Annotated in this window: 19 protein-coding genes and 2 tRNA genes; 6 read left to right on the top strand and 15 right to left on the bottom strand. The window is 74.2% G+C overall.

Annotated features, from left to right (window positions below; all coding sequences use genetic code 11):
* Positions 1-163: 163 nt before the first annotated feature.
* The 9 genes from ACZ3J7_RS19040 to ACZ3J7_RS19000 form a co-directional block, all read right to left on the bottom strand.
* Positions 164-1,357, bottom strand: a complete 1,194-nt coding sequence (locus ACZ3J7_RS19040; RefSeq protein ID WP_465622267.1) for a cytochrome P450 — start codon at positions 1,355-1,357, stop codon at positions 164-166.
* A 92-nt stretch (positions 1,358-1,449) separates the two neighbouring features.
* Positions 1,450-2,469 carry a ketoacyl-ACP synthase III family protein gene (locus tag ACZ3J7_RS19035; RefSeq protein ID WP_465622264.1) on the bottom strand — a complete coding sequence of 340 codons (1,020 nt, stop codon included), beginning with the start codon at positions 2,467-2,469 and terminating at the stop codon, positions 1,450-1,452.
* A 25-nt stretch (positions 2,470-2,494) separates the two neighbouring features.
* Positions 2,495-3,517, bottom strand: coding sequence for a ketoacyl-ACP synthase III family protein (locus ACZ3J7_RS19030; RefSeq protein WP_465622261.1), 1,023 nt, complete (start codon positions 3,515-3,517; stop codon positions 2,495-2,497).
* Positions 3,518-3,710: 193 nt separating this feature from the next.
* The gene (locus ACZ3J7_RS19025) at positions 3,711-5,168 is read right to left on the bottom strand and encodes an MFS transporter (protein ID WP_465622257.1); all 1,458 of its coding nucleotides are present in this window, start codon (positions 5,166-5,168) and stop codon (positions 3,711-3,713) included.
* A 121-nt stretch (positions 5,169-5,289) separates the two neighbouring features.
* On the bottom strand, positions 5,290-6,069 hold the full coding sequence (locus ACZ3J7_RS19020) for a thioesterase II family protein (RefSeq protein ID WP_465622254.1): 780 nt from the start codon (positions 6,067-6,069) through the stop codon (positions 5,290-5,292).
* Positions 6,070-6,098: 29 nt separating this feature from the next.
* Positions 6,099-7,079 carry an LLM class flavin-dependent oxidoreductase gene (locus tag ACZ3J7_RS19015; protein WP_465622251.1) on the bottom strand — a complete coding sequence of 327 codons (981 nt, stop codon included), beginning with the start codon at positions 7,077-7,079 and terminating at the stop codon, positions 6,099-6,101.
* Complete coding sequence (locus ACZ3J7_RS19010; RefSeq protein WP_465622247.1) at positions 7,076-8,683, bottom strand: long-chain-fatty-acid--CoA ligase; 1,608 nt, start codon at positions 8,681-8,683, stop codon at positions 7,076-7,078. The genes ACZ3J7_RS19015 and ACZ3J7_RS19010 overlap by 4 nt, the downstream gene beginning before the upstream one ends.
* Positions 8,683-13,161 (bottom strand): type I polyketide synthase, encoded by a 4,479-nt coding sequence (locus tag ACZ3J7_RS19005; RefSeq protein ID WP_465622245.1) that lies wholly within the window; start codon positions 13,159-13,161, stop codon positions 8,683-8,685. The genes ACZ3J7_RS19010 and ACZ3J7_RS19005 overlap by 1 nt, the downstream gene beginning before the upstream one ends.
* Before the next feature lie 32 nt (positions 13,162-13,193).
* Positions 13,194-13,583 carry an acyl carrier protein gene (locus ACZ3J7_RS19000; protein ID WP_465622241.1) on the bottom strand — a complete coding sequence of 130 codons (390 nt, stop codon included), beginning with the start codon at positions 13,581-13,583 and terminating at the stop codon, positions 13,194-13,196.
* A 211-nt stretch (positions 13,584-13,794) separates the two neighbouring features.
* On the opposite strand from ACZ3J7_RS19000, the gene ACZ3J7_RS18995 reads away from it, so the two are divergent.
* Complete coding sequence (locus ACZ3J7_RS18995; protein WP_465622239.1) at positions 13,795-14,166, top strand: nuclear transport factor 2 family protein; 372 nt, start codon at positions 13,795-13,797, stop codon at positions 14,164-14,166.
* A 64-nt stretch (positions 14,167-14,230) separates the two neighbouring features.
* On the opposite strand, the gene ACZ3J7_RS18990 is transcribed toward ACZ3J7_RS18995, so the two are convergent.
* Positions 14,231-14,304, bottom strand: a tRNA-Lys gene (locus ACZ3J7_RS18990).
* Positions 14,305-14,416: 112 nt separating this feature from the next.
* On the opposite strand from ACZ3J7_RS18990, the gene ACZ3J7_RS18985 reads away from it, so the two are divergent.
* Positions 14,417-15,997 (top strand): Na+/H+ antiporter, encoded by a 1,581-nt coding sequence (locus tag ACZ3J7_RS18985; RefSeq protein ID WP_465622237.1) that lies wholly within the window; start codon positions 14,417-14,419, stop codon positions 15,995-15,997.
* A 186-nt stretch (positions 15,998-16,183) separates the two neighbouring features.
* Positions 16,184-17,848: a glucose-6-phosphate isomerase gene (gene pgi, locus ACZ3J7_RS18980; RefSeq protein WP_465622235.1), complete on the top strand. Its 1,665-nt coding sequence runs from the start codon at positions 16,184-16,186 to the stop codon at positions 17,846-17,848.
* Between the two features lie 103 nt (positions 17,849-17,951).
* Here pgi and ACZ3J7_RS18975 read toward each other — a convergent pair whose 3' ends face one another.
* The gene (locus ACZ3J7_RS18975; protein WP_465622232.1) at positions 17,952-18,569 is read right to left on the bottom strand and encodes a GntR family transcriptional regulator; all 618 of its coding nucleotides are present in this window, start codon (positions 18,567-18,569) and stop codon (positions 17,952-17,954) included.
* Positions 18,570-18,626: 57 nt separating this feature from the next.
* On the opposite strand from ACZ3J7_RS18975, the gene ACZ3J7_RS18970 reads away from it, so the two are divergent.
* From ACZ3J7_RS18970 to ACZ3J7_RS18960, 3 genes are read left to right on the top strand one after another with little or no spacing between them, the layout of a single operon-like run.
* Positions 18,627-19,421: a (Fe-S)-binding protein gene (locus tag ACZ3J7_RS18970; protein ID WP_465622229.1), complete on the top strand. Its 795-nt coding sequence runs from the start codon at positions 18,627-18,629 to the stop codon at positions 19,419-19,421.
* Positions 19,418-20,836, top strand: coding sequence for a lactate utilization protein B (locus ACZ3J7_RS18965; RefSeq protein ID WP_465622225.1), 1,419 nt, complete (start codon positions 19,418-19,420; stop codon positions 20,834-20,836). Before ACZ3J7_RS18970 ends, ACZ3J7_RS18965 begins: the two co-directional genes overlap by 4 nt.
* Positions 20,833-21,459, top strand: a complete 627-nt coding sequence (locus ACZ3J7_RS18960; protein WP_465622222.1) for a LutC/YkgG family protein — start codon at positions 20,833-20,835, stop codon at positions 21,457-21,459. The genes ACZ3J7_RS18965 and ACZ3J7_RS18960 overlap by 4 nt, the downstream gene beginning before the upstream one ends.
* Here ACZ3J7_RS18960 and ACZ3J7_RS18955 read toward each other — a convergent pair.
* The 4 genes from ACZ3J7_RS18955 to ACZ3J7_RS18940 all read right to left on the bottom strand — a co-directional run bounded on the left by ACZ3J7_RS18955 (position 21,456) and on the right by ACZ3J7_RS18940 (position 23,016).
* Positions 21,456-21,698 carry a hypothetical protein gene (locus ACZ3J7_RS18955; protein WP_465622220.1) on the bottom strand — a complete coding sequence of 81 codons (243 nt, stop codon included), beginning with the start codon at positions 21,696-21,698 and terminating at the stop codon, positions 21,456-21,458. The two genes, ACZ3J7_RS18960 and ACZ3J7_RS18955, sit on opposite strands and share 4 nt — an antisense overlap.
* Positions 21,699-21,786: 88 nt before the next feature.
* Positions 21,787-21,860: transfer RNA gene (locus tag ACZ3J7_RS18950), tRNA-Lys, on the bottom strand.
* A gap of 87 nt (positions 21,861-21,947) precedes the next feature.
* Positions 21,948-22,586 (bottom strand): bifunctional DNA primase/polymerase, encoded by a 639-nt coding sequence (locus ACZ3J7_RS18945; protein WP_465622791.1) that lies wholly within the window; start codon positions 22,584-22,586, stop codon positions 21,948-21,950.
* Between the two features lie 31 nt (positions 22,587-22,617).
* Positions 22,618-23,016: a hypothetical protein gene (locus ACZ3J7_RS18940; RefSeq protein ID WP_465622218.1), complete on the bottom strand. Its 399-nt coding sequence runs from the start codon at positions 23,014-23,016 to the stop codon at positions 22,618-22,620.
* Positions 23,017-23,043 lie beyond the last annotated feature (27 nt).

Here is a 23,043-nt window from a genome sequence, read left to right as displayed (position 1 = left end):
GGGTGTGGTGGGCCAGGGAGCGCTGGGGAGGCCGCCGTCCGTTCCGGAAGCGCGTTCGGATTGTCGGATCACCACCTCGAGTGCGGCTGGAGGTCCCGGACAGCAGGCCGCCCCCGCCCGGAGCGGGCGGGGGCGGCCTGGTGGTGACGCGCCGGGGGAGCGGTCACCAGGTGACGGGCAGCCGGTGGGTGCCGTAGAGCAGCATGTCGTCGCGGAACGGGACGTCCGTCAGGTCGACCGCGAGCCGCAGGTCGGGGAAGCGGTCCATGATCGCGTTGAGCGACACCTCCAGCTCCAGGGTGGCCAGCGGCGCGCCCACGCACTTGTGGATGCCGTGGCCGAACGCCAGGTGGTGGTGGGCGTCGCGGCGCAGGTCCAGCCGCTCCGGCTCGGGGAACACCTCGGGGTCGTGGTTGGCCGCGGGCAGCGCGAAGATGATGCCGTCGCCCTTGGGGACCGCGACGCCGCCGATCTCCATGTCCTCGGAGGCGGTCCGGATGAAGTCGTGCTGCTTGATCGAGGAGTAGCGCAGCAGCTCCTCCACCGCCCCGGGCACCAGGCTCCGGTCGGCGCGCAGCTCGGCCAGCTGCTCCGGGTTGCGCAGCAGGAACAGGATGTTCATGGAGATCTGGTTCGCGGTGGTGTCGTGCCCCGCGAACAGCAGGAAGCGGGCCATCGCGACCAGGTCGTCCCGGCTGATCTCGCCCTTGTTGTAGTGGTTGACGACCAGGCGGCTGATCAGGTCGTCCTGCGGGTCGGCCTGCTTGCGGTCGATCAGCCGGCTCATGAAGTCGGTCAGCGCGGCGAACGCGGCCCCGGCCTCCTCGGGGGTGGCGGTGGGGGAGGTGACGACCCGGCCGTTGGTCTGGAACTCCTCGTGGTCCTCGTACGGGACGCCGAGCAGGCGGGCGATCACCAGGGTGGGCAGCGGGTCGGCGAAGGCCTCGACCAGGTCGGCGGGCCTGGGGCCGGCCGCCAGGTCGTCGAGCAGGCGGTGGGTGATCCGCTCCACGTCGGGCTGCAGGGCGCGGGTGGCGCGGGCGGTGAACTCCGGGATGACCATCCGGCGCAGGGTGGCGTGGTCCGGGTTGTCCAGCCGGAACATCGACAGCGCCCGCGGCGTGGGCGGCAGCGGGATCAGCGCCGGGAAGTTCTCCGCCATGTCGTCGGAGCTGACCCGCCGGTCGGCTATCGCCGAGCGCACGTCCTGGTAGCGGGTGACCAGCCACGCGCGGCGACCGCCGGCCAGCCGCACCGGCCGGGGCCGGCCTCGGCGCAGCTCGGCGTAGGCGGGCGGCGGCAGCAGCGGGTCGGTGCGCGGGAGCGGGTAGTCGAGGAGCGTCTCGGTGTCGGTCATCCTTCTGCTTCCTGTGCGGGCGGTGCGGGGCGGGGAGGGAGTGGGCGGTGCGGGTCCGGCCGGGCCGCCGGGGCGGCGCGGCCGGGGCGGGGTCAGACCTGGTCGGTGACCCGGACCACGGCCCCGGCGACGGTGAAGCCGACGCCGACGGCGAACAGCAGGACGTGGTCGCCGGGCTGGAGCTCGCCCTTCTCCCGCAGGTGGTCGAGCCCGGCGAACTGGTCGCCGGCGCCCAGGTGCCCGGTGTACCGGCCGAGGTCGGTCCAGAGGGTCTGCTCCTCGGTCAGGCCGAGCAGGTCGTGCAGCTCGGCCTGACCGCCGCCGCGGTGCACGAACGGCAGCACGGCCCGGGTGATCTGGCCGAGTTCGACGCCGGCCTCGGCCAGCACCTGGTCGCGGGTGCGCAGCACCAGGGCGATCCAGCGCTCGAACTCGCCCGCGGCCTCCGGCGTCGACGCGTGCGAGTCGAAGCGCCGCTCGATCGGCACGGGCCGCTCGGCGAGCGGCGCGTCGGCGAACGGGACGCTGCCGCGGTCCCAGGTCTCCAGGCTGTTGTCGGCGTTCTCGACGCTGGCGAGCAGCTGGGCGAAGCCGCCCTCGGCGGAGAGCACCAGGGCGGTGCCGCCGTCGCCCCAGATCGACTGGGTGTAGGAGTTCCAGCGGTCGATGGCGGGGGCGGCGAAGCGGTCGCCGGTGGTGAGCAGGGCGTGGTCGACGGTGCCGCAGTCGAGGTAGGCGGCGGCGAGGTGCAGCGCGGCCAGGCCGCCGGCCGAGCGCTGGTCCAGGGTCAGCGCGATGGCCTGCGGGCCGATCGACTGCTGCGAGACGTACGAGGCGGGTGCCCAGCAGTCCAGGCCCTGGAACCAGATGCAGGCGTGCAGGTGCAGGCCGATCGCGGCGGGGTCGACGCCGGAGCGGCCGACGGCCTGGCGGGCGGCGTGCACGGCCAGGTCGACGGGCGCCGCGCCGTCGGTGTCGATGGCGATGGACTCGTAGCCGAGGTCGCGGTGGCTCTCGCCGACCAGGCCGGCGCCGACGGCGGCCTCCAGCGGCCGGGAGGCGGGTATGCAGCGGCCGGTGCCGGCCAGGTAGAGCTCTCTGCGGTAGCGCACGGTTCTCTCCGGGGTCGTGGGCGGGTCACCAGGAGGGCACGTCGGTGATCTGGAAGACCGCGGCGGCGAAGTTGAAGCCGACGCCGCAGCCGTAGAGCAGGACGTGGTCGCCGGGGGAGACCAGCCGGTTGGTGATCAGGTAGTCGAGTCCGGCGAACGGGTCGCCGGCGCCGATGTGGCCGGTGTGGCGCCCGAGTTCGTTCCAGACGGTCTGCTCCTCGGTCAGGCCGACCAGGTCGTGCATCTCGGCCTGGCCGTCGCCGCGGTGCTGGAAGGGCATGGCGGCGCGGGTGATGTCGCCGATGGTCAGGCCGGCCTCGGCGAGCACCTCGTCCTTGAGCCGGAGCATGCTGTCGACCCAGAGCTTCCCGTCGGCGGCCGCGTTCGGGTTGGTGAGCTGGTACTCGGCGCGCTCCCAGACCGGGACCGGCCACCGGGTGCCGGGGCGGTCCTGGAACTCCTGGTCGGCGCGGGTCCAGCCCTCCATCTCGTTGAGGCCGAAGGCGGTGGTGGCGACCAGCCGGGCCGGGCCGGGGCGGGTGGTGAGCGCGGCGGCGGTCGCGCCGTCGCCGAAGATCAGCTGGCGCTGCATGTTCCAGCGGTCCAGCATCGGGGCGGTGAAGCGGTCGCCGGTGGTGATCAGGGCGGAGCTCGCGGCCCCGGAGGTCAGGTAGCCGGCGGTGAGCTGGAGGGCGCCGATCGCGGTCAGCGAGCGCTGGTCGATGGCGAAGGCGACGGCCTGGCTGCCGGAGGTCCGGGCGGCCACGTAGTTGGCGGCCGACCACCAGTCCAGGCCCTGGAACCACAGGTGGGCGTGCAGGTGGAGGCCGTACTCCCCGGTGGGGATGCCGGCCCGCTCGACGGCCTGCCGGCCGGCCCGGACGGCCATCTCGGGGGCGGAGGTGGAGCCGGACTCGACGGTGACGGAGAGGTAGCCGAGGTTCTGGTTGGCCTCGTTGACCCACCCCCGGGCGACGGCGTCGGCCACCGGGAAACGCTCGGGCAGCCAGACCCCGGTGCCAGCCAGGTAGACGTCTTGCCAGCGCATGCTCTCTCCTTCGTACCTCTACCACCGTCATGAGTAGGGACAGTGTGGAGAGGACCGCTGACCCGGACCTGACCCGGCGTTGACGCGCCGCCGACGCCGCCGCGGCCGACGCCGCCGAGGTTCCCGGGGAGGCTTCCGGAGAAGCCCGAACGCCCGCGGCCGGGGGATGCCGCGGGCGTTCGGGAGCGGTGGGTCAGCCCTGCTTCGCCGGCTTCGGCAGCAGCTGGACCGAGGCCGCGACCAGGACCCCGAGCACGGCCAGCACCTCGGTGCTGACGGTGAAGGCGTGGATGAAGGAGGACGGCTGCAGGTCGGTGCCCAGCAGGTTGTAGAACAGGTTGCCGATGATGGCGACGCCCAGCGCGGTGCCGACCTGCACCGCGGTGGTCAGCACCCCGGAGGCGGCGGCGGCGAACTGCGGCGGGATGCCGGAGAGCACCGTCGCGGACAGCGGGGCCATCACCATGCCCATCCCGAAGCCCGCCACCAGCAGCGCCGGGATGATCCAGCCGATGGCACCGTCGGTGCCCAGGCCGTCGGCGATCAGTTCGAGCGCGCCGAGGCCGACCGCCAGCACCAGCGAGCCGACCGCGAGGGTCTGCCGGCCGAGCTTGGCGCCGATCTGCTTGGCCACCATGGACGACGCGAAGAACCCGGCGCCCAGCGGGATGAAGATCGCGCCGGACTGCAGCGCGCTCTGGGCCCGGCCCTGCTGCAGGTACAGCGCGAACACCAGGAAGAAGGTGGACATCACGGCGTAGAACAGCAGGGTGGTGACCAGGCCGACGGAGAACGCCCGCTGCCGGAACAGCCCCATGGTGATCAGCGGGGCGCCGCCGCGGGAGCCCAGCCGGGTCTGGTACCAGGCGAAGGCCGCGAGCAGCACGACGGAGAGCGCCAGGCACTCCCAGGTCCAGGCCGGCCAGCCCTCCTCGCGGCCCTTGATCAGCGGCAGGATCACCCCGACCAGGCCGACGGTCACCAGCAGGGTGCCGAACAGGTCCAGCTTGGCGCTGCCGGTGCCCTTGGACTCCGGGACGAACCGGGGCGTCAGGGCCAGCACCAGCACGCCGATCGGCACGTTGATCAGGAAGATCAGCCGCCAGCCCAGGCCCCACAGGTCGGCCCGGATCAGCACGCCGCCGATGAGCTGGCCGAACACGCCGGCCAGGCCCATCGCGATGCCGTAGTAGCCGAAGGCCTTGGCGCGGGCGGGCCCGGTGAAGGCGACGGTCAGGATCGCCAGCACCTGCGGCATCATCAGGCCCGCGGCCACGCCCTGGGCCACCCGGCCCGCGATCAGCTCGCCGGCGTTCGGCGCGATGCCGCAGGCCCCGGAGGCCAGGGTGAACAGGGCCAGGCCGATGGTGAACATCCGCCGTCGGCCCACGATGTCGCCCAGGCGGCCCGCGGTGATCAGCACCGCGGCGACGGCCAGGCTGATGCCGGCCACCACGAACTGGATGGCACCGGTGCCCGCGTGCAGCTTCTCCTGGATGGACGGGATGGCCACGTTCACGATGAACATGTCCAGGGTGACCATGAAGGTCGGTGCCAGGACCACCGGCAGGGTCAACCACTTCGGCTGGTCCGCCGCTGCGACGGGCGGCGGCGCCGCCGCCGTGATCCTGGCGTCGGCTGTGTCGGTCATGGGTGAGACTCCTTAGTCGCGTGGATCGGTGCCGCGCTCGGCTGGAACGCGCCCGAACAGGGACGCACGGCACCGTTCTCGCATGGTCCCGGCCGCCCCTTGACCGGCTCTGGAGGACGGCTCAAGCCGCCGTGCGGGCCAGTTCGCGCCGCAGGTGCCGCACCAGGTCGCCGGTCACGGCCAGCGCGTGCTCGCGGTCGTCGATGTAGAAGTGGTCGCCGGTGAACTCGCTGTTGCCCAGGTACCGGGGGGTGCGGCTGTTCCAGGACGCCATCGCGCCCGGGTCCATCAGCGGGTCGGACCGGCCCGAGTAGGCGACGACCGGGCTCTCGGTGCGCGCCCCGTCGTCCTGGTAGGTGGAGACCACCGCCAGGTCGGCCCGCAGCGCCGGGACGATCATCGTGAGCAGGTCCTGGTTCCCGTACACCTCCTCCGGGAACGAGCCCAGGGTGCGCATCCAGCCCACCAGCTCCGGCTCCGGCATCTGCGACTGCTCGTAGGTGACCTGGGAGAAGCCCTCCGGGGCCCAGCCCGAGACGCCGAGCAGGAGCGGCGCCGGCAGGCCGTCGCGCTGCAGCACCAGCGAGACCCGGTAGGCGAGCTGGGCGCCCAGGCAGTGGCCGAAGAACGCGTACGGGCGGTCGTCGAGGTCGTCGGCGATGGCCTCGGCGGTCGCCTCGACCAGCGGCTCGATCTCGGTGAACGCCTCCTCGGCGAGCCGCTTCTCCCGGCCCGGCAGGTTGACGATCTGGTGCGCCACGTCGTGCGGCAGGTACTCGTGCCAGTTGCGGTAGATGGTGCCGCCGCTGCCCGCGTGCGGGAACAGCATCAGCCGCACCGAGGTGTCCGGGCGGACCTCGGCGGGGAAGAGCCACTGGCCGGTGGTGGCCGGTGTCGCCATGGGGTGTCTCCTTGGAGGATCGGGACGGATCAGCCGGACTGCGCGGCCAGGGCCTGCGCGCGCACCGCGGGCAGCACCTGGTCGGCGAGCTCCTTCAGCTGCGGCCAGGGGTCGAGCGTCCCCAGCCGGATCACCAGGTGCCGGGCGCCCGCCCGGACGTACCCGGACAGCCACTCGGCGCAGTCCTCGGCGCCGCCGGCGCCGTACGCCTGGATGCCGCGCATCAGCTCCAGCGGGCGGCCGTAGTAGCCGCGCACGTACGCGTCCAGCTCGGCCTCGGCCGAGGCCCGGTCGGCCCCGAGGCCGACCGTCGCGTACAGGCCGGGCACCACCGCGTCGGCGGGGCGGCCGTACTCGGCGAGCTTGCCGCGGATGGTGTCCCAGGCCGCCGCGTACGCCTCGGCGGTGGGCAGGAACGGCAGCCAGCCGTCGTACTGGCGGGCGATCCGGGACAGCACCCGGGGGGTGTCGCTGCCGGCCAGCCAGACCCGGGGGCCGCCCGGGACGGCGGGCGGGGGCAGCCGGTCCAGCATCGAGGCGCTCAGGTGGCGGCCCTCGAACACCGGGCCGCCGTCCGACCAGGCCTGCTTCCACAGCCGGACGGTCTCGTCCAGCCGGCCGGCCCGGCCCGCGAAGGGCACCCCGACGGCCTCGAACTCGGCCTCGCTCTCCGGCATCGGGAAGCCCGCGCCGACGCCCAGCTCCAGCCGGCCGCGCGCCGCGTGGTGCAGGCTGGAGACCAGGTTGGCGCCCAGCAGCGGGTGGCGCAGCGCGGCGGTCAGCGCGCCGGTGCCGACCGCCAGCCGCTCGGTCGCGCCGGCCACGGCGGCCAGCACCACCACCGGGTCGAGCCGGGGGCGGGCGGTCAGCGAGTCGCCCGTCCACACCGAGTCGAAGCCCAACTCCTCGGCCTTGCTCGCCAGTTCCAGGATGGGACGGATGTCCCAGGAGCCGGTCATGGCCATCTCGCGGGTCGGCAGCAGCAGGCCGACGCGCAGCGGCTCGGTCATCGGGGGTCCCCTTCGGACGGGAGGGCGGAGGCGGCGGGAGCGGCGGTGGCGGGGGCGGCGGCCGCGGCGAGGTACCGCTCGCGCAGCACCCGGCGCAGGATCTTGCCGGTGGGGTTGCGCGGCACCGCGTCCACGAACTCCCAGCGGGTGGGCATCTTGTAGTCGGCGAGCCGCCCCGACAGGTGCCGCAGCAGCTCGCGGGGCGTCACCGCCTGCCCCGGCCGCACCACCACGCACGCCAGCACGGCGTCGCCCCAGAGCTCGTCCGGCACGCCGACCACGGCGCTCTCGGCGACCGCCGGGTGCCCGTCCAGCGCCTTCTCCACCTCGGCGGGGTAGATGTTCTGGCCCGCCGCGATGATGGTGTCGTTGATCCGGTCGCACAGGTACAGGTAGCCGTCCTCGGTGAGGTAGCCGGCGTCGCCCATCCGCAGCCACTCGCCGTCGATCGCGTCGGCGGTCGCCCCCGGCAGGCCCCAGTAGCCCAGCATCCGGGCCGGGGTGGCCACGCAGACCCGGCCGATGCCGCCCGGCGGCAGCTCCTCGCCCGCGTCGTCGACGACCTTCAGCCGGTGGCCCGGGCAGGCCTTGCCCACCGAGCCCAGCACCGGGCTGCCGACCCAGTGGTCCTCCGGCGGCAGGCAGACCGCGACGGTGCCGGTCTCGGTCGCCGCGTAGATCTGCGCGAACTCGCAGTCCAGCAGCTCCAGGCAGCGGCCCAGCAGGGCGTCCGACATCGGCGCCGCCCCGTAGGCGACCTTGCGCAGCGAGCGGAACGCCAGCTTGGAGGCGCCGCGCTCCTCGATCATCATCTGCAGCATGGCCGGCGCCGCGAAGGTGGTGGTGACCCCGTGCTCGGCGATCAGCCGCACCGCCTCCTCGCTGACGAACATCCGCATCACCACGTTGGTGCCGCCCGCCGCGAAGCCGTGCATGAACCAGCCCATCCCGGCGATGGAGAAGCCGGGCAGCGAGATCAGGTTGCGGTCGCCCGGCAGCCAGTCGATCCAGGCGACGCCCGCCTCGGCCATCGCCGCGGGCAGCGTGAAGAAGCTGCGGTGCGCCAGCACCACGCCCTTGGGCGCGCCGGTGGTGCCGGAGGTGTAGATCTGCAGCACCGCGTCGTCCGGACCGCCCGCGGTGCCGGGCGGCGTGGCGGCGAAGCCCGCCGCCCAGGCCCGCTGCCCGCCCGACTCGCCCGGCGGGGCCAGCTCCACCACCTGGCGCAGCCCGGGCAGCAGCGGCCGCACCTTCTCCACCAGCTCCCCGAACGCGGGCTCGGCGAAGAGCAGTTCGGCCGCCGAGTCGCTCAGGATGTGCTCGGCCTCGCCGGCGGTCAGCCGCCAGTTCACCGGCACCAGCACGGTGCCGGCCTTCGCGCAGGCCAGCGCCAGCTCGTAGTAGTGCTCGGACTCCTTGCCCAGGTACGCCACCCGGGAGCCGGGACCCAGCCCGGCGGCCAGGATCGCCCGCGCCGCCCGGCTGCTCTCCTCGTCGATCCGCCGGTAGTCGGTCACCCGGCCCTCGCAGAGCACCGCCGGGTGCCCGGGCCGCTCGGCGGCGTGCCGGGCGGCGGCCTCCGCCAGGGTCTGTGCGGTGCCCATCAGGACGCCTGCCTCTCGTTCGCGGGGGTGGCCGCGGCCTCCGCGAGCTGCTGCGCGACGTGCGCGGCGAGCTTCGCGGCGGTCGGGTGGTCGAAGGCCAGCGACGGCGCCAACGGCACCAGGAACGCCGCCTCCAGACCGTTCTTCAGGTCGATCGCCACCAGCGAGTCCAGGCCGACCTGCACGAACTCGGTGTGCGCGCCGACGTCGTCCGGGTCCTCCAGGTGCAGGGCCCGCGCCACCAGGTGGCGGATGAACTCGGTCAGCGCCGGCACCCGCTCCTCGACCGGCAGCGCCGCCACCGAGACGGCGTCCAGCACCGGGGCGTCCGAGGCCCGCGCCGACACCAGCTCCGCGTACAGCGCGTTGACCACCGGCTTGGACGCCGAGAAGCGGTCCCAGTCGCACTCGCCGGCCACCAGCTGCACCGGGCCGGGCCGCCCCAGCAGCGCCACGAACGCGTCCAGCGCCCGCTTCGGCGTGAAGTAGACGATGCCCTCCCGCTCCAGCGCCTTCACGTGCTGGGCGCTCAGCCGCGCCGACATGCCGATCTCCGACCACGGGCCCCAGTTGACGCCCAGCGCCGGCAGCCCGCGGGCGGAGCGCCAGTGCAGCAGCTGGTCCAGGAAGGCGTTCGCCGCCGCGTAGTTGGACTGCGAGGCGCCGCCGACCACCGAGGCCGCCGAGGAGTACGCGGAGAAGAACTCCACCTCCTCGAACTCGCCGGCCAGCTCGTGCAGCAGCCACGAGCCGTACACCTTCGCGCCGAACAGCAGGTCCAGCGACTCCCAGGTCTGCGCCGACACCGGGGCGTCCGCGAGGCCGCCCGCCGCGTGCACGATGCCGCCCAGCGGGAGGCCCAGCCCGCGGACCGCGTCCGCCAGCGCGGCGACGTCGGTGTCCGCGTCCAGCCGGCCCTCCAGCACCCGCACCCGCTCGGGCCCGCCGAGCCGCTCGTGCAGCGCCGCCAGCTCCGCGCCCTCCGGCACCCGCCGGCCCAGCAGCGCGACCAGGCCCGCGCCCTCCGCCAGCAGCCGCTCCGCGGTCGCCGTGCCGAGCGCCCCCAGGCCACCCGTGACCAGGTACGCCCGGTCGCCGCGGACCGGCGACGCCGCGCCCGGCACCGGCTCGCCGGTGCCCGGCTCGGCCGGCCGCAGCCGCCGCACCAGCCGGCGCCCGCCCCGGTGGGCGACCTGGAAGTCGCCGCCGTCGGCGACGCCCCACTCCCGGGCGGCCGCGCCCGGCTCGTCCTCGTCGACCAGGGTCACCCGCAGCATCGGCCGCTCGTTCAGCAGCACGTGCCCGAAGCCCCACAGGGTCGCCGCCGCCAGCCGGGAACCGTCCCCGGGCTCGTCGCCCGGCAGCACCTGCGCCCCGGACGTGACCAGCCACAGCCGCACGCCGCGCGCGCCGTCCCGCTCCAGGCCGGCCAGCAGCTCCAGCAGCTCCGAGTAGTTCGCCTCGCACTCGGCCCGCAGCCGGGCCGCCGACGGCGCGCCCGTCCCGGGGCGCCAGTGCCAGGCCAGGTCGGTGGCGTCCTCGGCGCGCACCAGCTTCAGCGCCTGCTCGACCGTGTCGGCCGACAGCGCCCGCACCCCGTCCGGGAGCGACCCCGGCACCGGGGCGCCCAGCACCACCACCCGCCGATCGACGGCCGGCCCGGCGGCGGCCGCCAGCTCCGCCCACACCGGGCGGTGCAGGAACGCGGCCGGCTCGCCGGTCTCCTCCGAGCCGGGGCCCGCGCCGTTCGGCAGCCAGTAGCGGCGCCGGTCGAACGCGTACCGGGGCAGCTCCACCCGGGGCAGCTCCCGGCCCCGGAACACGCCCGCCCAGTCCACCGGCTGCCCGGCGGCGTACATCTGGGACAGCGAGCGCAGGACGGTCAGGCCCTCCCCCTCCTTCGGGTGCAGGCTGCTCAGCCAGCGGTGCTCCCCGGCGTCGACGCAGGCCTTCGCCAGCGAGGTCAGCGCCGTGGACGGCCCCACCTCGACGAAGACGTGCTTGCCGCGCCGCTCCACCGCGCGCATCCCCGCCTCGAAGGCGACCGGCTCGCCGATGTGCCGCACCCAGTACTCCGGGTCGGTCAGCTGCGCCGGCCGGGCCACCTTGCCGGTCAGGTTCGAGATCAGCGTCAACTGCGGCGTCCGGAAGGTCACTCCGGACAGCGCGGCGCGGAACTCGTCGAACACCTCGGCCATCAGCGGCGAGTGGAAGGCGTGCGAGACGCGCAGCGCCTTCGCCTCCAGGCCGCGCTCGCGCAGCCGCTCCACCACCTCGGCCAGCGACCGCTCCCCGCCCGAGATCACGCACTGGGAGGGGGAGTTGACCGCCGCCATCGCGAGGTCGTCGTACTCGGCCAGCAGCGGCGCCACCTCGGCGGCCGGGGCGGGCACCGCCGCCATGCCGCCGGGCGCCGTCACCGACTGCATCAGCCGGGAACGGGCCTCCACCAGCACCACCGCGTCCCGCAGCGTGAACACCCCGGCGACGGCCGCGGCCACCACCTCGCCGATGCTGTGCCCGATCAGCGCGCTCGGCCGGGCGCCCCAGGACAGCCACAGCTTGGCCAGCGCGTACTCCAGGGTGAACAGCGCTGGCTGGGTGAACCGGGTGCGGTGGATCGCCTCCTGGTCCTCGCCCACGCCCAGCAGCAGGTCCCGCACCGAGCGGCCCAGCAGCGGCGCGAACAGCTCCTCGCAGGCGTCCACCTGCTCCCGGAACACCGGGTGCCGCTCGTACAGCGGCCGGGCCATGCCCGGGTACTGCGAGCCCTGCCCGGTGAACAGGAACGCCGTCTTGCGCGGCTCCGGCACGTCCAGGGCGCGCCGGTCCAGCTGGGTCAGCGACTTGGCCAGCAGGCTGTCCAGCTCCTCGCGGGAGCCGACCGCGCCGGCGATCCGCAGCGGGTGGTGGGCCCGGCCGCTCGCCGCCGTCCACGCCAGCTCACCGATCCCGAGCTCCGGGCGCCCGGCCAGGAACTCCTGGTAGCGCTCCACCAGGGCCCGCAACGAGCGCCGGTTCTTCGCCGACAGCGCGAACACCTCGGGACGCTCCTCGACCGGCCCCGCCGGGGCCTTCGCGCCCGGCGGCTCCTCCAGCACCACGGCGGCGATCGTGCCGCCGAAGCCGAAGGAGTTCACCAGCGCCCGGCGGACGCCCGCCTCCCACGGCCGGTTCTCGGTCGGCACCGTCACCGGGTACCGGTCCCAGGGGATCCGGCCCGACGGCGTGCGGAAGTTCAGGTGCGGGAAGATCGTGCCGGCCCGCATCTGCAGCAGCGCCTTGATCACGCCGACCAGGCCCGCCACCGGCTCCATGTGGCCCAGGTTGGTCTTCACCGAGCCGACCGTCACCGGGTTCTCCCGGGTGTGCGACTCGGCGAACACGTCCGCGATGGCGCCCATCTCGATCGGGTCGCCCAGCGGCGTGCCGGTGCCGTGCGCCTCCACGTACTGCACGTCGGCCGGCCGCAGCGCCGCGCGGCGCAGCGCCGCCCGCATCACCTGCTCCTGGGCCGGGCCGTTGGGCACCGTCAGGCCCGCCGAGTCGCCGTCCTGGCCGACCGCCGAACCGCGCACCAGGCCGTACACGGTGTCGCCGTCCCGCTTGGCGTCCGAGTAGCGCTTGAGCACCAGCACCGCGCAGCCCTCGGCCCGCACGTAGCCGTCCGCCGACTCGTCGAAGGTCTTGCACTGCGCGTCGGGCGCCAGCATGTTCGCGTTGGAGAAGATCACCGGGATCCGCGGGTGGTGCAGCGCGTTGACGGCGCCCGCCAGCGCGATGTCGCACTCCTTGCGGCGCAGGCCCTCCACCGCGGCGTGCAGCGCCGTCAGCGAGGAGGCGCAGGCCGCGTCCAGCGACACGCACGGGCCGCGCCAGCCCAGGAAGTACGAGAGCCGGCCCGACAGCGGGAAGAACGTGATGCCGGAGGCCAGGTGGCCGTCCAGGTCCGGGTAGTCGAGGGAGTCCAGCTCCAGCGCGTAGTCGATCGAGCTGGCGCCGACGAACACGCCGCCGTTGGAGCGGCGCAGCGGCGTCGGGTCGATGTTGCCGTGCTCCAGCGCCTCCCAGGCGGTCTCCAGCAGCAGCCGCTGCTGGGGATCCATGTACCGGGCCTCCTTGGGGGAGATGTTGAAGAAACCGGCGTCGAACAGGTCGATCCGGTCCAGGAAGCCGCCGCCGGCCGCGCGGATGCGGCCGGTCGCCTCCTCCTCGGACTCCCCGTCCCGGGCGGTGAACCGCTCCAGGTCGAAGCGGTCCTCCGGGAACGGCACGATGCCCGAACGGCCCTCGCGCAGGAACGCGGAGAACTCGTCGGGCGTGCCGCTGCCACCGGGGAAGCGCAGGCCGATGCCGACCACGGCCACCGGCTCGTACTTCTCCAGCATCAGGTCCCGGATGGTCTGCTGCTGCTCGCGCACGGTCTCCAGTGCGACCCGCAGCTGCTCGTCGGCCGCGGACGCGGCGGTCTCCGGCATGGGTTCCCCTCCCTCGTGACGGAACGTGCGGCTCAGGACTGGTACAGGTCGCGCAGCAGGTGGTCGACCAGCGCCCGCTCGCCGTCCGGCTCGGCCGGGGCGGGGGCGGGGGCGGCGGGCGCCTCCTCCCGGGGGAGCACCAGCTCCGCCAGGTAGGTGACCAGGTGGGCGACGGTCGGCTCGTTGAACAGCGTGTTGGCGCTGATCGCGCAGTCCAGGCGCCGCTCCAGCCGCTGCTTCAGCTCGGTCAGCCGCAGCGAGGTCATCCCCAGGTCGAAGAAGCTGCGCTCCAGCGGCAGCTCCTCACCGGGTTCGAGCAGCAGGCTCGCCCGGAACTCGTCCACCACCAGTTCGCGGAGCCGCTCCAGGCGCTCCGGTTCCGGCAGGGCCAGCAGCGCCTCCACGGCGGCGGGCGCACTCATCACGGGACTCCTCTTCTCGCGGGCGGGTCGGGACCCATGCCACCAAACCCCCCTGACCCTCCCCTGACACCCCGCTGACCAGCCCCGCGCCCACCTCCAGCGGAGGTCCACCACCCCTCGACCGCCCCGGGGAAGACTCGTACGCGGCACTGCCCGACAACGGGCGGTCGACGCCTCCGGGCTGCCCGTCTTTATGTAAGGAGTAACGGCAATGAGTGATCTCCACGACGTGGTGACGCGTTACCTGTCCATCTGGAACGAGGCGGACGCCGAAGCGCGCGCGGCCGCGATCGCCGACCTCTTCGCCGCCGATGCCACCTACACCGACCCGCTGGCGGACGTCGAGGGCCACGCCGGTGTCGCGGCCCTGATCACCGGCGCCCGCGAGCAGTTCCAGGGCCTGGAGTTCAAGCTGTACGGGACCGTCGACGCGCACCACCACATCGCGCGCTTCCAGTGGGAGCTCGTCCCGACCGGCGCCACCGAGAACGTCGCCATCGGCTTCGACGTGATCGCGCTGGACGGCTCCGCCCGCATCAAGAGCGTCCAGGGCTTCCTGGACAAGGTCCCCGCCGGGGCCTGACCGGGAACCGGTCGGAACGCCGAAGGCCCCCTCGCGCGGAGCGAGGGGGCCTTCGGACTGTCGGTGCGCCGCCAGGGACTCGAACCCCGGACCCGCTGATTAAGAGTCAGCTGCTCTAACCAACTGAGCTAGCGGCGCCTGCTGACGCGCAGAACACTACCTGGTCAGCGACCGAAACACACAATCGGTCGGGACGGGCCCCGACGTATGCTGAGGCCGGCGCACCCCGCACCTGCCGAGAGGATCCACCGTGGGCCAGCTGACCCTGCTCTTCCTGGTCCTGCTCGCCTCGGTCGTCACGATGCCGCTGGCCCGCCGGACCCGGATCCCGCAGCCGGTACTGATGACCATGGTGGGACTGGTCTTCGCACTCGTCCCGCAGATCCCGAACGTCCAGATCAACCCCGAGTTCATCCTGCCGCTGGTGCTGCCCCCGCTGATCTTCGCGGTGGCCCGGCGCTCCTCGGTGCGCTACTTCAAGGCCAACATCCGCTCGATCCTGCTGCTGGCCGTCGCCCTGGTGGTCGTCACCACCACCGCCGTGGCCGGCGTGTTCAGCTGGCTGGTGCCCGCCGCACCGCTGGCCGCCGCCGTCGCGCTGGGCGCGCTGGTCTCCCCGCCCGACCCGGTCGCCGCCGTCGCGGTGGCCGGCGAGGTCGGGCTGCCGCGCCGGCTGACCGCCGTGCTGGAGAGCGAGGGCCTGTTCAACGACGTCACCGCGATCGTCATCTACTCGCTGGCCGTCGAGGCCGTCGTCGACGGCGACCTGTCGGTGGGCCGGGCCGTCGAGCGCTTCCTGCTGTCCGCCGTGGTCGCGGTCGCCGTCGGCGTCGGCCTCGGCTGGCTGAACGCCAGGATCGCCGGCTTCCTGGAGGACCCCACCCAGCAGGTCGCGCTGAACCTGCTCGTCCCGTTCGCCGCCTACGCGCTCGCCGAGGAGGCGCACGGCTCCGGCGTGCTGGCCGTCGTGGTCTGCGCGCTCTACCTCGCCGACCGGGCCTCCGACGCCGACGAGGTCTCCTACCGGCTGGTCGGCAACGCCTTCTGGGAGATCGTCGAGACGCTGATCACCGGCGTCGCCTTCGGCCTGATCGGCCTGGAGCTGTCCACCGTCCTGCAGGACGTCAAGGACACCTGGCACACCATGATCGGCGACACCGCGATCGTCCTCGGCGTCGTCGTGCTGCTGCGCCTGCTGTGGCTGCTGCCCGCCGCCTGGCTCTCCAAGCGGGTCACCCACGGCGAGGAGGACACGCCGATCAGCTGGCGGGAGACCGTCGTCCTGTGGTGGTCCGGCATGCGCGGCGTCGCCACCGTCGCCCTCGCCCTCGGCATCCCGCTCGCCCTGCGCGACGGACTGCCCTTCCCCGCCCGCAGCGAGATCGTCTTCATCGCCTTCAGCGTCGTCCTGTTCACCCTGGTGGTGCAGGGCCTGACCCTGCCGTACGTGGTCAAGCTGCTCGGCCTGGACAGCGACCACGACGCGCACGAGCAGGCCGTCCGCGAACTGTGGTGGCGCGCCGCCCGGGCCGGCCTGCACCGGCTCGCCGAACTGGAGGACGAGGACCAGCTCCCCGCCGAACTCACCGAACGGCTGCGCGAACGCCAGCACGACCGCCTGGCCCGGCTCTGCCCCGAGAAGTACGAGGAGGAGGAGGCGCTGGAGGCCAAGCGCCGGGGCAAGAAGTGGCGGCAGGCCTTCGCCGTCGAGCAGGAGATGATCGCCGCCTCCCGGCGCGAGGTGCTCGCCGCCCGGGGCGAGGCCGGCGCCGACCCCGAGGTCGCCGACCGGGTGCTGCGCGCACTCGACCTCCAGTCGGCCCGGAAGTGACGGGACGTCGACCACTCGCCGCGGCACCCGTGGTGCCGCCCGGCCGGGCGGCCCGCAGGGCATAGGGTTGGCGGTGGGCAAGGCCGTCGACGGAGCCGGCACACGCACACGTACCCGCACGGACCAGCGCGACCCTCCCGCCGGAACCAGCCGGTATCTGCACCCGTACGACGCTAGGAGCAACCGATGTCGGACACCCCCGCCAACGGCCGGACCCCGTTGGACCGCACCCCGCAGTGGGCCGCGCTGGGGAAGCACCGGGCCGAACTCGACGGACAGCACCTGCGCGGGCTGTTCGCCGCCGACCCCGACCGGGGCGCCCGCTACACCCTGCGGGTCGGCGACCTGTACGTCGACTACTCGAAGAACCTGGTCACCGACCGCACCCTCGACCTGCTGCGCGACCTCGCCGCCGCGACCGGCGTCGCCGAGCTGCGCGACGCCATGTTCCGCGGCGAGAAGATCAACACCACCGAGGACCGCGCCGTCCTGCACACCGCGCTGCGCGCCCCGCGCGGCGCCGTCGTCGAGGTCGACGGCGAGAACGTGGTGCCCGCCGTGCACGCCGTCCTCGACAAGATGGCCGCCTTCTCCGACCGGGTCCGCTCCGGCGAGTGGACCGGCCACACCGGCAAGCGGATCCGCAACGTCGTCAACATCGGCATCGGCGGCTCCGACCTCGGCCCCGCGATGGCCTACGAGGTGCTGCGCTCCTACACCGACCGCGACCTGACGGTCCGTTTCGTCTCCAACGTCGACGGCGCCGACCTGCACGAGGCCGTCCGCGACCTGGACGCCGCCGAGACGCTGTTCATCGTCGCTTCCAAGACCTTCACCACCATCGAGACCGTCACCAACGCGGTCGTCGCCCGCGGCTGGCTGCTGGAGCAGCTCGGCGCCGGGGACGAGGCCGTCGCCAAGCACTTCGTCGCGCTCTCCACCAACGCGAAGGGCGTCGCCGACTTCGGCATCGACACCGCCAACATGTTCGAGTTCTGGGACTGGGTCGGCGGCCGCTACTCCTACGACTCGGCGATCGGCCTCTCGCTGATGATCGCGATCGGCGCCGAGCGCTTCCGGGAGATGCTGGCCGGCTTCCACCTCGTCGACGAGCACTTCCGCACCGCCCCCGCCGAGGAGAACGTGCCGCTGCTGCTCGGCCTGCTCGGCGTCTGGTACGGCGCGTTCTTCGACGCCCAGGCGCACGCCGTGCTCCCGTACTCGCACTACCTGTCGAAGTTCACCGCGTACCTGCAGCAGCTCGACATGGAGTCCAACGGCAAGTCCGTCGACCGGGACGGCAACCCCGTCCACTGGCAGACCGGCCCGGTGGTCTGGGGCACCCCCGGCACCAACGGCCAGCACGCCTACTACCAGCTGCTGCACCAGGGCACCAAGCTGATCCCCGCCGACTTCCTCGGCTTCGCGAAGCCGGTCGCCGACCTGCCGTCCGCCCTGGTCGCCCAGCACGACCTGCTGATGGCCAACTTCTTCGCCCAGACCCAGGCGCTGGCCTTCGGCAAGACCGCCGAGGAGGTCGCCGCGGAGGGCGTGCCCGCCGAGCTCGTCCCGCACAAGACCTTCCGCGGCAACCACCCCACCACCACGATCCTGGCCGGCGAGCTCACCCCGCACGTCCTCGGCCAGCTGGTCGCCCTCTACGAGCACAAGGTGTTCGTCCAGGGCGCGGTCTGGAACATCGACTCCTTCGACCAGTGGGGCGTCGAACTCGGCAAGGTCCTCGCCAAGAAGATCGAGCCCGTCCTGCTCACCGGCGAGGGCACCGACGCGCTCGACGCCTCCACCGCCCGCCTGGTCGGCCGCTACCGCGAACTGCGCGGCCGGGAGTAGCGGGTGACGGGGCGGGGGCCGGAGGCGGGTCGTCGCCTCCGGCCCCTGCCGCGTTCCCGTGCCGGGCCCGTGCTCGGGTGCCCCGTATTCGGCCGGCCCGTGCTCAGGTGGCCCGCGCCAGCAGCGAGTCGGCGTGGGCGGTGACCAGTTCGCGGGCGCGGGCCGGGTCGGGGGCGGCGAGGGCGCGGGCCAGCGCGAGATGTTCGGCGTGGTCGCGCCCGGCGTGGGCGGGGGTCGCGGTGGCGGCGGCCCAGACGCGGGTCTGGCGGTCCCAGAGGGTCTCGTAGAGGGAGGTCAGCACGGGGTTGCCGGCCGCCCGCAGCAGGGTGAGGTGGAAGTGCCGGCCGGCCTCGACGGGGTGCGGGTCGCGGTGCTCGCAGGCGGCCAGCAGCTCCGCGCCGGCGGCGGTCAGCGCGGCCGGGCCGCGGGCGGCGAGGGCGTCGACCGCGGCGCGCTCGAACAGCACCCGGGCGGCGAGGACGTCGCGCGCCTCGCCCGGCGCGACCGGGACGACCTGGGCGCCGCGCTTGGGGTAGAGGCGCAGGAAGCCCTCGGACTGCAGGCGCAGGAACGCCTCCCGGACCGGCGTCCGGGACAGGCCCAGCTCGGTGGCGACGACGCCCTCGGAGAGCAGCGTGCCGCCGGGCCAGCTGCCGTCCAGCAGGCGGGCGCGGACGTGCTGGTAGGCCCGGTCGGCGGTGGGGAGGGCGTCGGTCGTCACCAGGGCATTCTGCCACGCGTCCCTCCTTGCATCTAAGCTTGCATCTATGATGCGGGCATGCCTCCGAACCCACCCCGCGCCCGCACCGCCCTGTTCGTGACCTGCCTGAACGACACGCTCTTCCCCGGCACCGGCCGCGCCACCGTCACCCTGCTGCGCCGCATCGGCGTCGAGGTGGATTTCCCCGCCGCGCAGAGCTGCTGCGGCCAGATGCACTTCAACACCGGCTACCGCAGGGAGACCGCGAAGCTCGCCCGGCACTTCGTCGACACCTTCGCCGACTACGCGGAGATCGTCGTCCCGTCCGCCTCCTGCGCCGGGACGGCCACCGAGGCGTACCCGCTCGCCGCCGAGGCCGCCGGCGACCCCGGACTCGCCCGGGCGGTCGCCGAACTGGCCCCCAGGATCCACGAGTTGACCCAGTACCTGACCGACCGGCTGGGCGTCGAACAGGTCGGCGGGTACTTCCCGCACCGGGTCACCTACCACCCCACCTGCCACAGCCTGCGGGCCACCGGCCTCGGCGGGCGCCCCCACCGGCTGCTGCGCGCCGTGCGGGGCATCGACCTCGTCGAGCTGCCCGCCCAGGAGGAGTGCTGCGGCTTCGGCGGCACCTTCGCGGTGAAGAACCCGGCGGTCTCCGGCGCGATGAACGGCGACAAGGCCCGGCACGTCCTGGAGACCGGCGCGCCGGTGCTCGCCGCCGTCGACAACTCCTGCCTGATGAACATCGGCGGCCGGCTCACCAGGGACGGCCACCCCGTCCGGGTCCTGCACCTCGCCGAGATCCTGGCCCGCACCGAACAGGACGGGCCGCTGCCCGGCGTCCCCGTCGTGGAGGCCGTCCGATGACCAGGTCGTTCCTGGGCTGGCCCGCCTTCCCCGAGGCCGCCGCCCGCGAGGTCGGCAACCGGCAGCTGCGCGAGAACGTCCGCCGCGCCACCCACACCATCCGCGGCAAACGGGCCGCGCTCGTCGCTGAACGCCCCGACTGGGAGCGGCTGCGCGACAGCGCCGCCGCGATCAAGGACCGGGCGCTGGCCGGCCTGGAGGGCTACCTGCTGCAGGTCGAGGAGCGGGTCACCGCCGCCGGCGGCACCGTCCACTGGGCCCGCGACGCCGCCGAGGCCAACCGGATCGTCACCGACCTGGTCCGGGCCACCGGCGAACGCGAGATCGTCAAGGTCAAGTCGATGCTCACCGAGGAGATCGGCCTGGACGCCGCCCTCGAAGCCGCCGGGATCAGCGCCCGCGAGACCGACCTCGCCGCCGCCATCGTCCAGCTCGGCGACGACCTGCCCTCGCACGTCGTCGTCCCCGCGCTGCACCGCAACCGCGCCGAGATCCGCGACGTCTTCGTCCGCGAGATGGGCCGGCACGGCCGACCCGCCCCCGACGGACTCACCGACGACCCCGCCGAACTCGCCGAGGCCGCCCGGCTGCACCTGCGGGAGAAGTTCCTCGGCGCCAGGGTCGCCGTCTCCGGCGCCAACTTCGTGGTCGCCGAGACCGGCACCCTGGTCGTCGTCGAGTCCGAGGGCAACGGCCGGATGTGCCTGACCCTCGCCGACACCCTGATCTCCGTCGTCGGCATCGAGAAGACCGTCCCCACCTGGACCGACCTGGAGGTCCTCCTCCAACTGCTGGCCCGCAACGCCACCGGCGAACGGATGGCCCCCTACACCAGCACCTGGACCGGCACCGTCGACGGCGACGGCCCGCGCGCCTTCCACCTCGTCCTGGTCGACAACGGCCGCACCCGCGCCCTCGCCGACCCGGTCGGCCGGCAGGCGCTGCGCTGCATCCGCTGCGGCGCCTGCATGAACACCTGCCCCGTCTACGAGCGCACCGGCGGCCACGCGTACGGCTCGGTCTACCCCGGGCCGATCGGCGCGATCCTCAACCCGCTGCTGCGCGGCCTCGACGACGCGCAGACCGCCTCGCTGCCGTACGCCTCCACGCTGTGCGGCGCCTGCAACGAGGTCTGCCCGGTCCGGATCCGGTTCACCGACGTGCTGCTCGACCTGCGCGCCCAGGTCGCCGACGGCGGCGGGCACCCCGTCGAGCGGGCCGCGCTGAACACCGTCGGCGCCGTGATGGCCCGCCCCGCGCTCTGGCGGACCGCCGTCAAGGGCGCCGGACTGCTCGGACCGCTGCTGCCTGCCCGCACCCCCGTCCCCGGCTGGACCGACAACCGGGCCCTGCCCGACGTCCCCCGGGAGTCCTTCCGCACCTGGTGGAAGCGGAACGAAGGAGAACGCCCATGACCGGCGCCGCCCGCGACGAGATCCTCCGCCGGATCCGCGCCGCCGCCGTCCCGCCCGCCCCCGAACCGCCCCGCGACCACCTGCGCCACGCCCCCGGCGTCCCCGACGAGGACCGCCCCGCCGTCCTCGCCCTGTTCGCCGAACGGCTCGCGGAGTACGGCGCCCGGGTGCTGCGCGCCGACACCCCCGGACCCGCCGTCGCCCGCGCCCTCGACGACGAGGGCGCCCGCAGCCTGGTCGTCCCCGCCGGAACCCCCGAGGAGTGGCTCGCGGACTGGACCGGCGAACGGCGGACCGACCGGCCGCCGCTCGGCAACGCCGCGCTCGACGCCACCGACGCCGTCCTGACCGGCTGCGCCGCCGCCGTCGCCGAATCCGGCACCCTGGTCCTGGACGGCGGCCCCGCCCAGGGCCGCCGCGCCGCGACCCTGCTGCCCGACCTGCACGTCTGCGTCGTCCGCGCCGAACAGGTCGGCTCCGCGCTGCCCGGCGTCCTCGGCCGGCTCGACCCCGCCCGGCCGCTCACCTTCGTCAGCGGGCCGTCCGCCACCGCCGACATCGAGATGATCCGGGTCAAGGGCGTGCACGGGCCGCGCCGCCTGGCGGTCGTCCTGCTCGGCTAGCCGGTGGGGCTGGGGGAGGCGGTGACCGCCGGACGCGGCGCCGGGCCGTGCTGCGCCGTGTACACCAGGCCGAAGCCGAGCGCGCCCGCCAGCGTCACCGCGCCCGCCCAGGCCAGCGCGCGCCGCAGCCGCCGCCCGCGCCGCTCCCGCCGGTGCGCGCGCAGGGCGGCCGCCTCGGACTCGGCGAGCTCCGCGTCGAGCCAGGCGGCCCAGTCCGCGTGCAGGTCGTCGGAGGCCATGGCCCGGACATTAGCAGCCCTTTACGCGGGCCGGAGGCCGCCGACAACGCGAAAGGCCCCCCGGTGAAGGGGGGCCTTTCGCTGTCTGTGCGCCGCCAGGGACTCGAACCCCGGACCCGCTGATTAAGAGTCAGCTGCTCTAACCAACTGAGCTAGCGGCGCCTGCTGACGTGGAAGACTCTAGCAGCGGCCGGGGCCGGAGCCCAAATCCGTCGCGCACCCCGCGCCCACCCGGGCGGCACCCCCCGTTCAGCGCGCGTTCGACACCGGGTCGCCGGCCTCCCGGCCCCGCCCCCGGGCCGCCCGGACGCACGCCCACAGCACCACCGAGGCCCCCGGCAGCCACGGCTCGCTGGTGTCCGGCGCGACGATCCACCGGCTGGACGAGGTCTCCGGCTCGTCGACCGCCCGCTGCACCGGCGGCACCGTGATCGCGTCCCCCGGGCCGTGGCACAGCAGCGGCGGCACGTCCCGGGCCCACTCCTCCCAGGCCAGCAGCGTCCGCAGCCGGGCCGCCGTCCCCGGCTGGACGAACAGCAGGGTCCGCCCCCGGTAGGTCGCCACCGGCCCGCAGCCCGGGCCCGACGCCCAGAGCTCGTCCAGCACCCGGCGGCCGAACACCGCCGGCAGGCTGATCACGTCGAACACCCGGCCGCACGGGAGCACCGCCGGCGCCCACGGCCGGGCCTCCCACAGCGCGCGCATGCTGCTCGGGTACTCGCTGGCGGAGGCGAGCCACGCCTCCCCGGCGACGCTGACGTACTCCACGGATTGATAGGTCCAGATGTCCACCCGGAAAGGGTGGACCGGCGGCCCGGCGAGGGGCGCGGAAAACGGAGTTCGCCGGACAACCGGGGGTGCGGGGGCGTACCATCGCCCGCCGCATATGCCAGTGGCCTGGCGGGGCCGCCCCGGCGGCCTACTCCTCCGGGCCCCGGCGCTGCAGCGAACGGCCGTACTCGACCATCTTCGCCGCGTAGTCCGGCGTCCAGTCCGCCCGCTCGGCGATCTGCGCCGACGAGAGCGCGTCGAACCGGCGCGGATCCGCGAGCTGCGCCGCCGCCAGCGCCTGGAAGTCCGTCGCCCGCTCCGCCGCGGCCCGGAACGCCAGCGCCAACTCGGTGGAACGCGACAGCAGTTCGGACGGGTCGTCGATCGACTCCAGGTCGAAGAACCGCTCCGGCTCCGGCTCCGCTCCCGCCGGCTCGAAGATCAACTCGACCGGCCGGATCCGCCGGGCCGGGCCCGGCACCGAGGGAACGACCGCCGGAGTCGGCGAACCGCCCTGGTCGGACGCCTGCGGATGCGAGTCGGGCATGACGGGGCACCTCCGGGGGTGAGGGGA

This window comes from Kitasatospora sp. NPDC015121 (assembly GCF_055562955.1).
This window is presented reverse-complemented; position numbering and strand designations above follow the sequence as displayed.

What these genes read in the sequence shown, in the direction of transcription:
- ACZ3J7_RS19020 (WP_465622254.1), bottom strand. Translation starts at nt 6,069, where the DNA reads ATGGCGACACCGGCCACCACCGGCCAGTGGCTCTTCCCCGCCGAGGTC.
- ACZ3J7_RS19015 (WP_465622251.1), bottom strand. Translation starts at nt 7,079, where the DNA reads ATGACCGAGCCGCTGCGCGTCGGCCTGCTGCTGCCGACCCGCGAGATG.
- ACZ3J7_RS18955 (WP_465622220.1), bottom strand. Translation starts at nt 21,698, where the DNA reads ATGGCCTCCGACGACCTGCACGCGGACTGGGCCGCCTGGCTCGACGCG.
- pgi (WP_465622235.1), top strand. Translation starts at nt 16,184, where the DNA reads ATGTCGGACACCCCCGCCAACGGCCGGACCCCGTTGGACCGCACCCCG.
- ACZ3J7_RS18970 (WP_465622229.1), top strand. Translation starts at nt 18,627, where the DNA reads ATGCCTCCGAACCCACCCCGCGCCCGCACCGCCCTGTTCGTGACCTGC.
- ACZ3J7_RS18960 (WP_465622222.1), top strand. Translation starts at nt 20,833, where the DNA reads ATGACCGGCGCCGCCCGCGACGAGATCCTCCGCCGGATCCGCGCCGCC.
- ACZ3J7_RS18940 (WP_465622218.1), bottom strand. Translation starts at nt 23,016, where the DNA reads ATGCCCGACTCGCATCCGCAGGCGTCCGACCAGGGCGGTTCGCCGACT.
- ACZ3J7_RS19030 (WP_465622261.1), bottom strand. Translation starts at nt 3,517, where the DNA reads ATGCGCTGGCAAGACGTCTACCTGGCTGGCACCGGGGTCTGGCTGCCC.
- ACZ3J7_RS18995 (WP_465622239.1), top strand. Translation starts at nt 13,795, where the DNA reads ATGAGTGATCTCCACGACGTGGTGACGCGTTACCTGTCCATCTGGAAC.
- ACZ3J7_RS18965 (WP_465622225.1), top strand. Translation starts at nt 19,418, where the DNA reads ATGACCAGGTCGTTCCTGGGCTGGCCCGCCTTCCCCGAGGCCGCCGCC.
- ACZ3J7_RS19000 (WP_465622241.1), bottom strand. Translation starts at nt 13,583, where the DNA reads ATGAGTGCGCCCGCCGCCGTGGAGGCGCTGCTGGCCCTGCCGGAACCG.
- ACZ3J7_RS19040 (WP_465622267.1), bottom strand. Translation starts at nt 1,357, where the DNA reads ATGACCGACACCGAGACGCTCCTCGACTACCCGCTCCCGCGCACCGAC.
- ACZ3J7_RS19005 (WP_465622245.1), bottom strand. Translation starts at nt 13,161, where the DNA reads ATGCCGGAGACCGCCGCGTCCGCGGCCGACGAGCAGCTGCGGGTCGCA.
- ACZ3J7_RS19025 (WP_465622257.1), bottom strand. Translation starts at nt 5,168, where the DNA reads ATGACCGACACAGCCGACGCCAGGATCACGGCGGCGGCGCCGCCGCCC.
- ACZ3J7_RS19010 (WP_465622247.1), bottom strand. Translation starts at nt 8,683, where the DNA reads ATGGGCACCGCACAGACCCTGGCGGAGGCCGCCGCCCGGCACGCCGCC.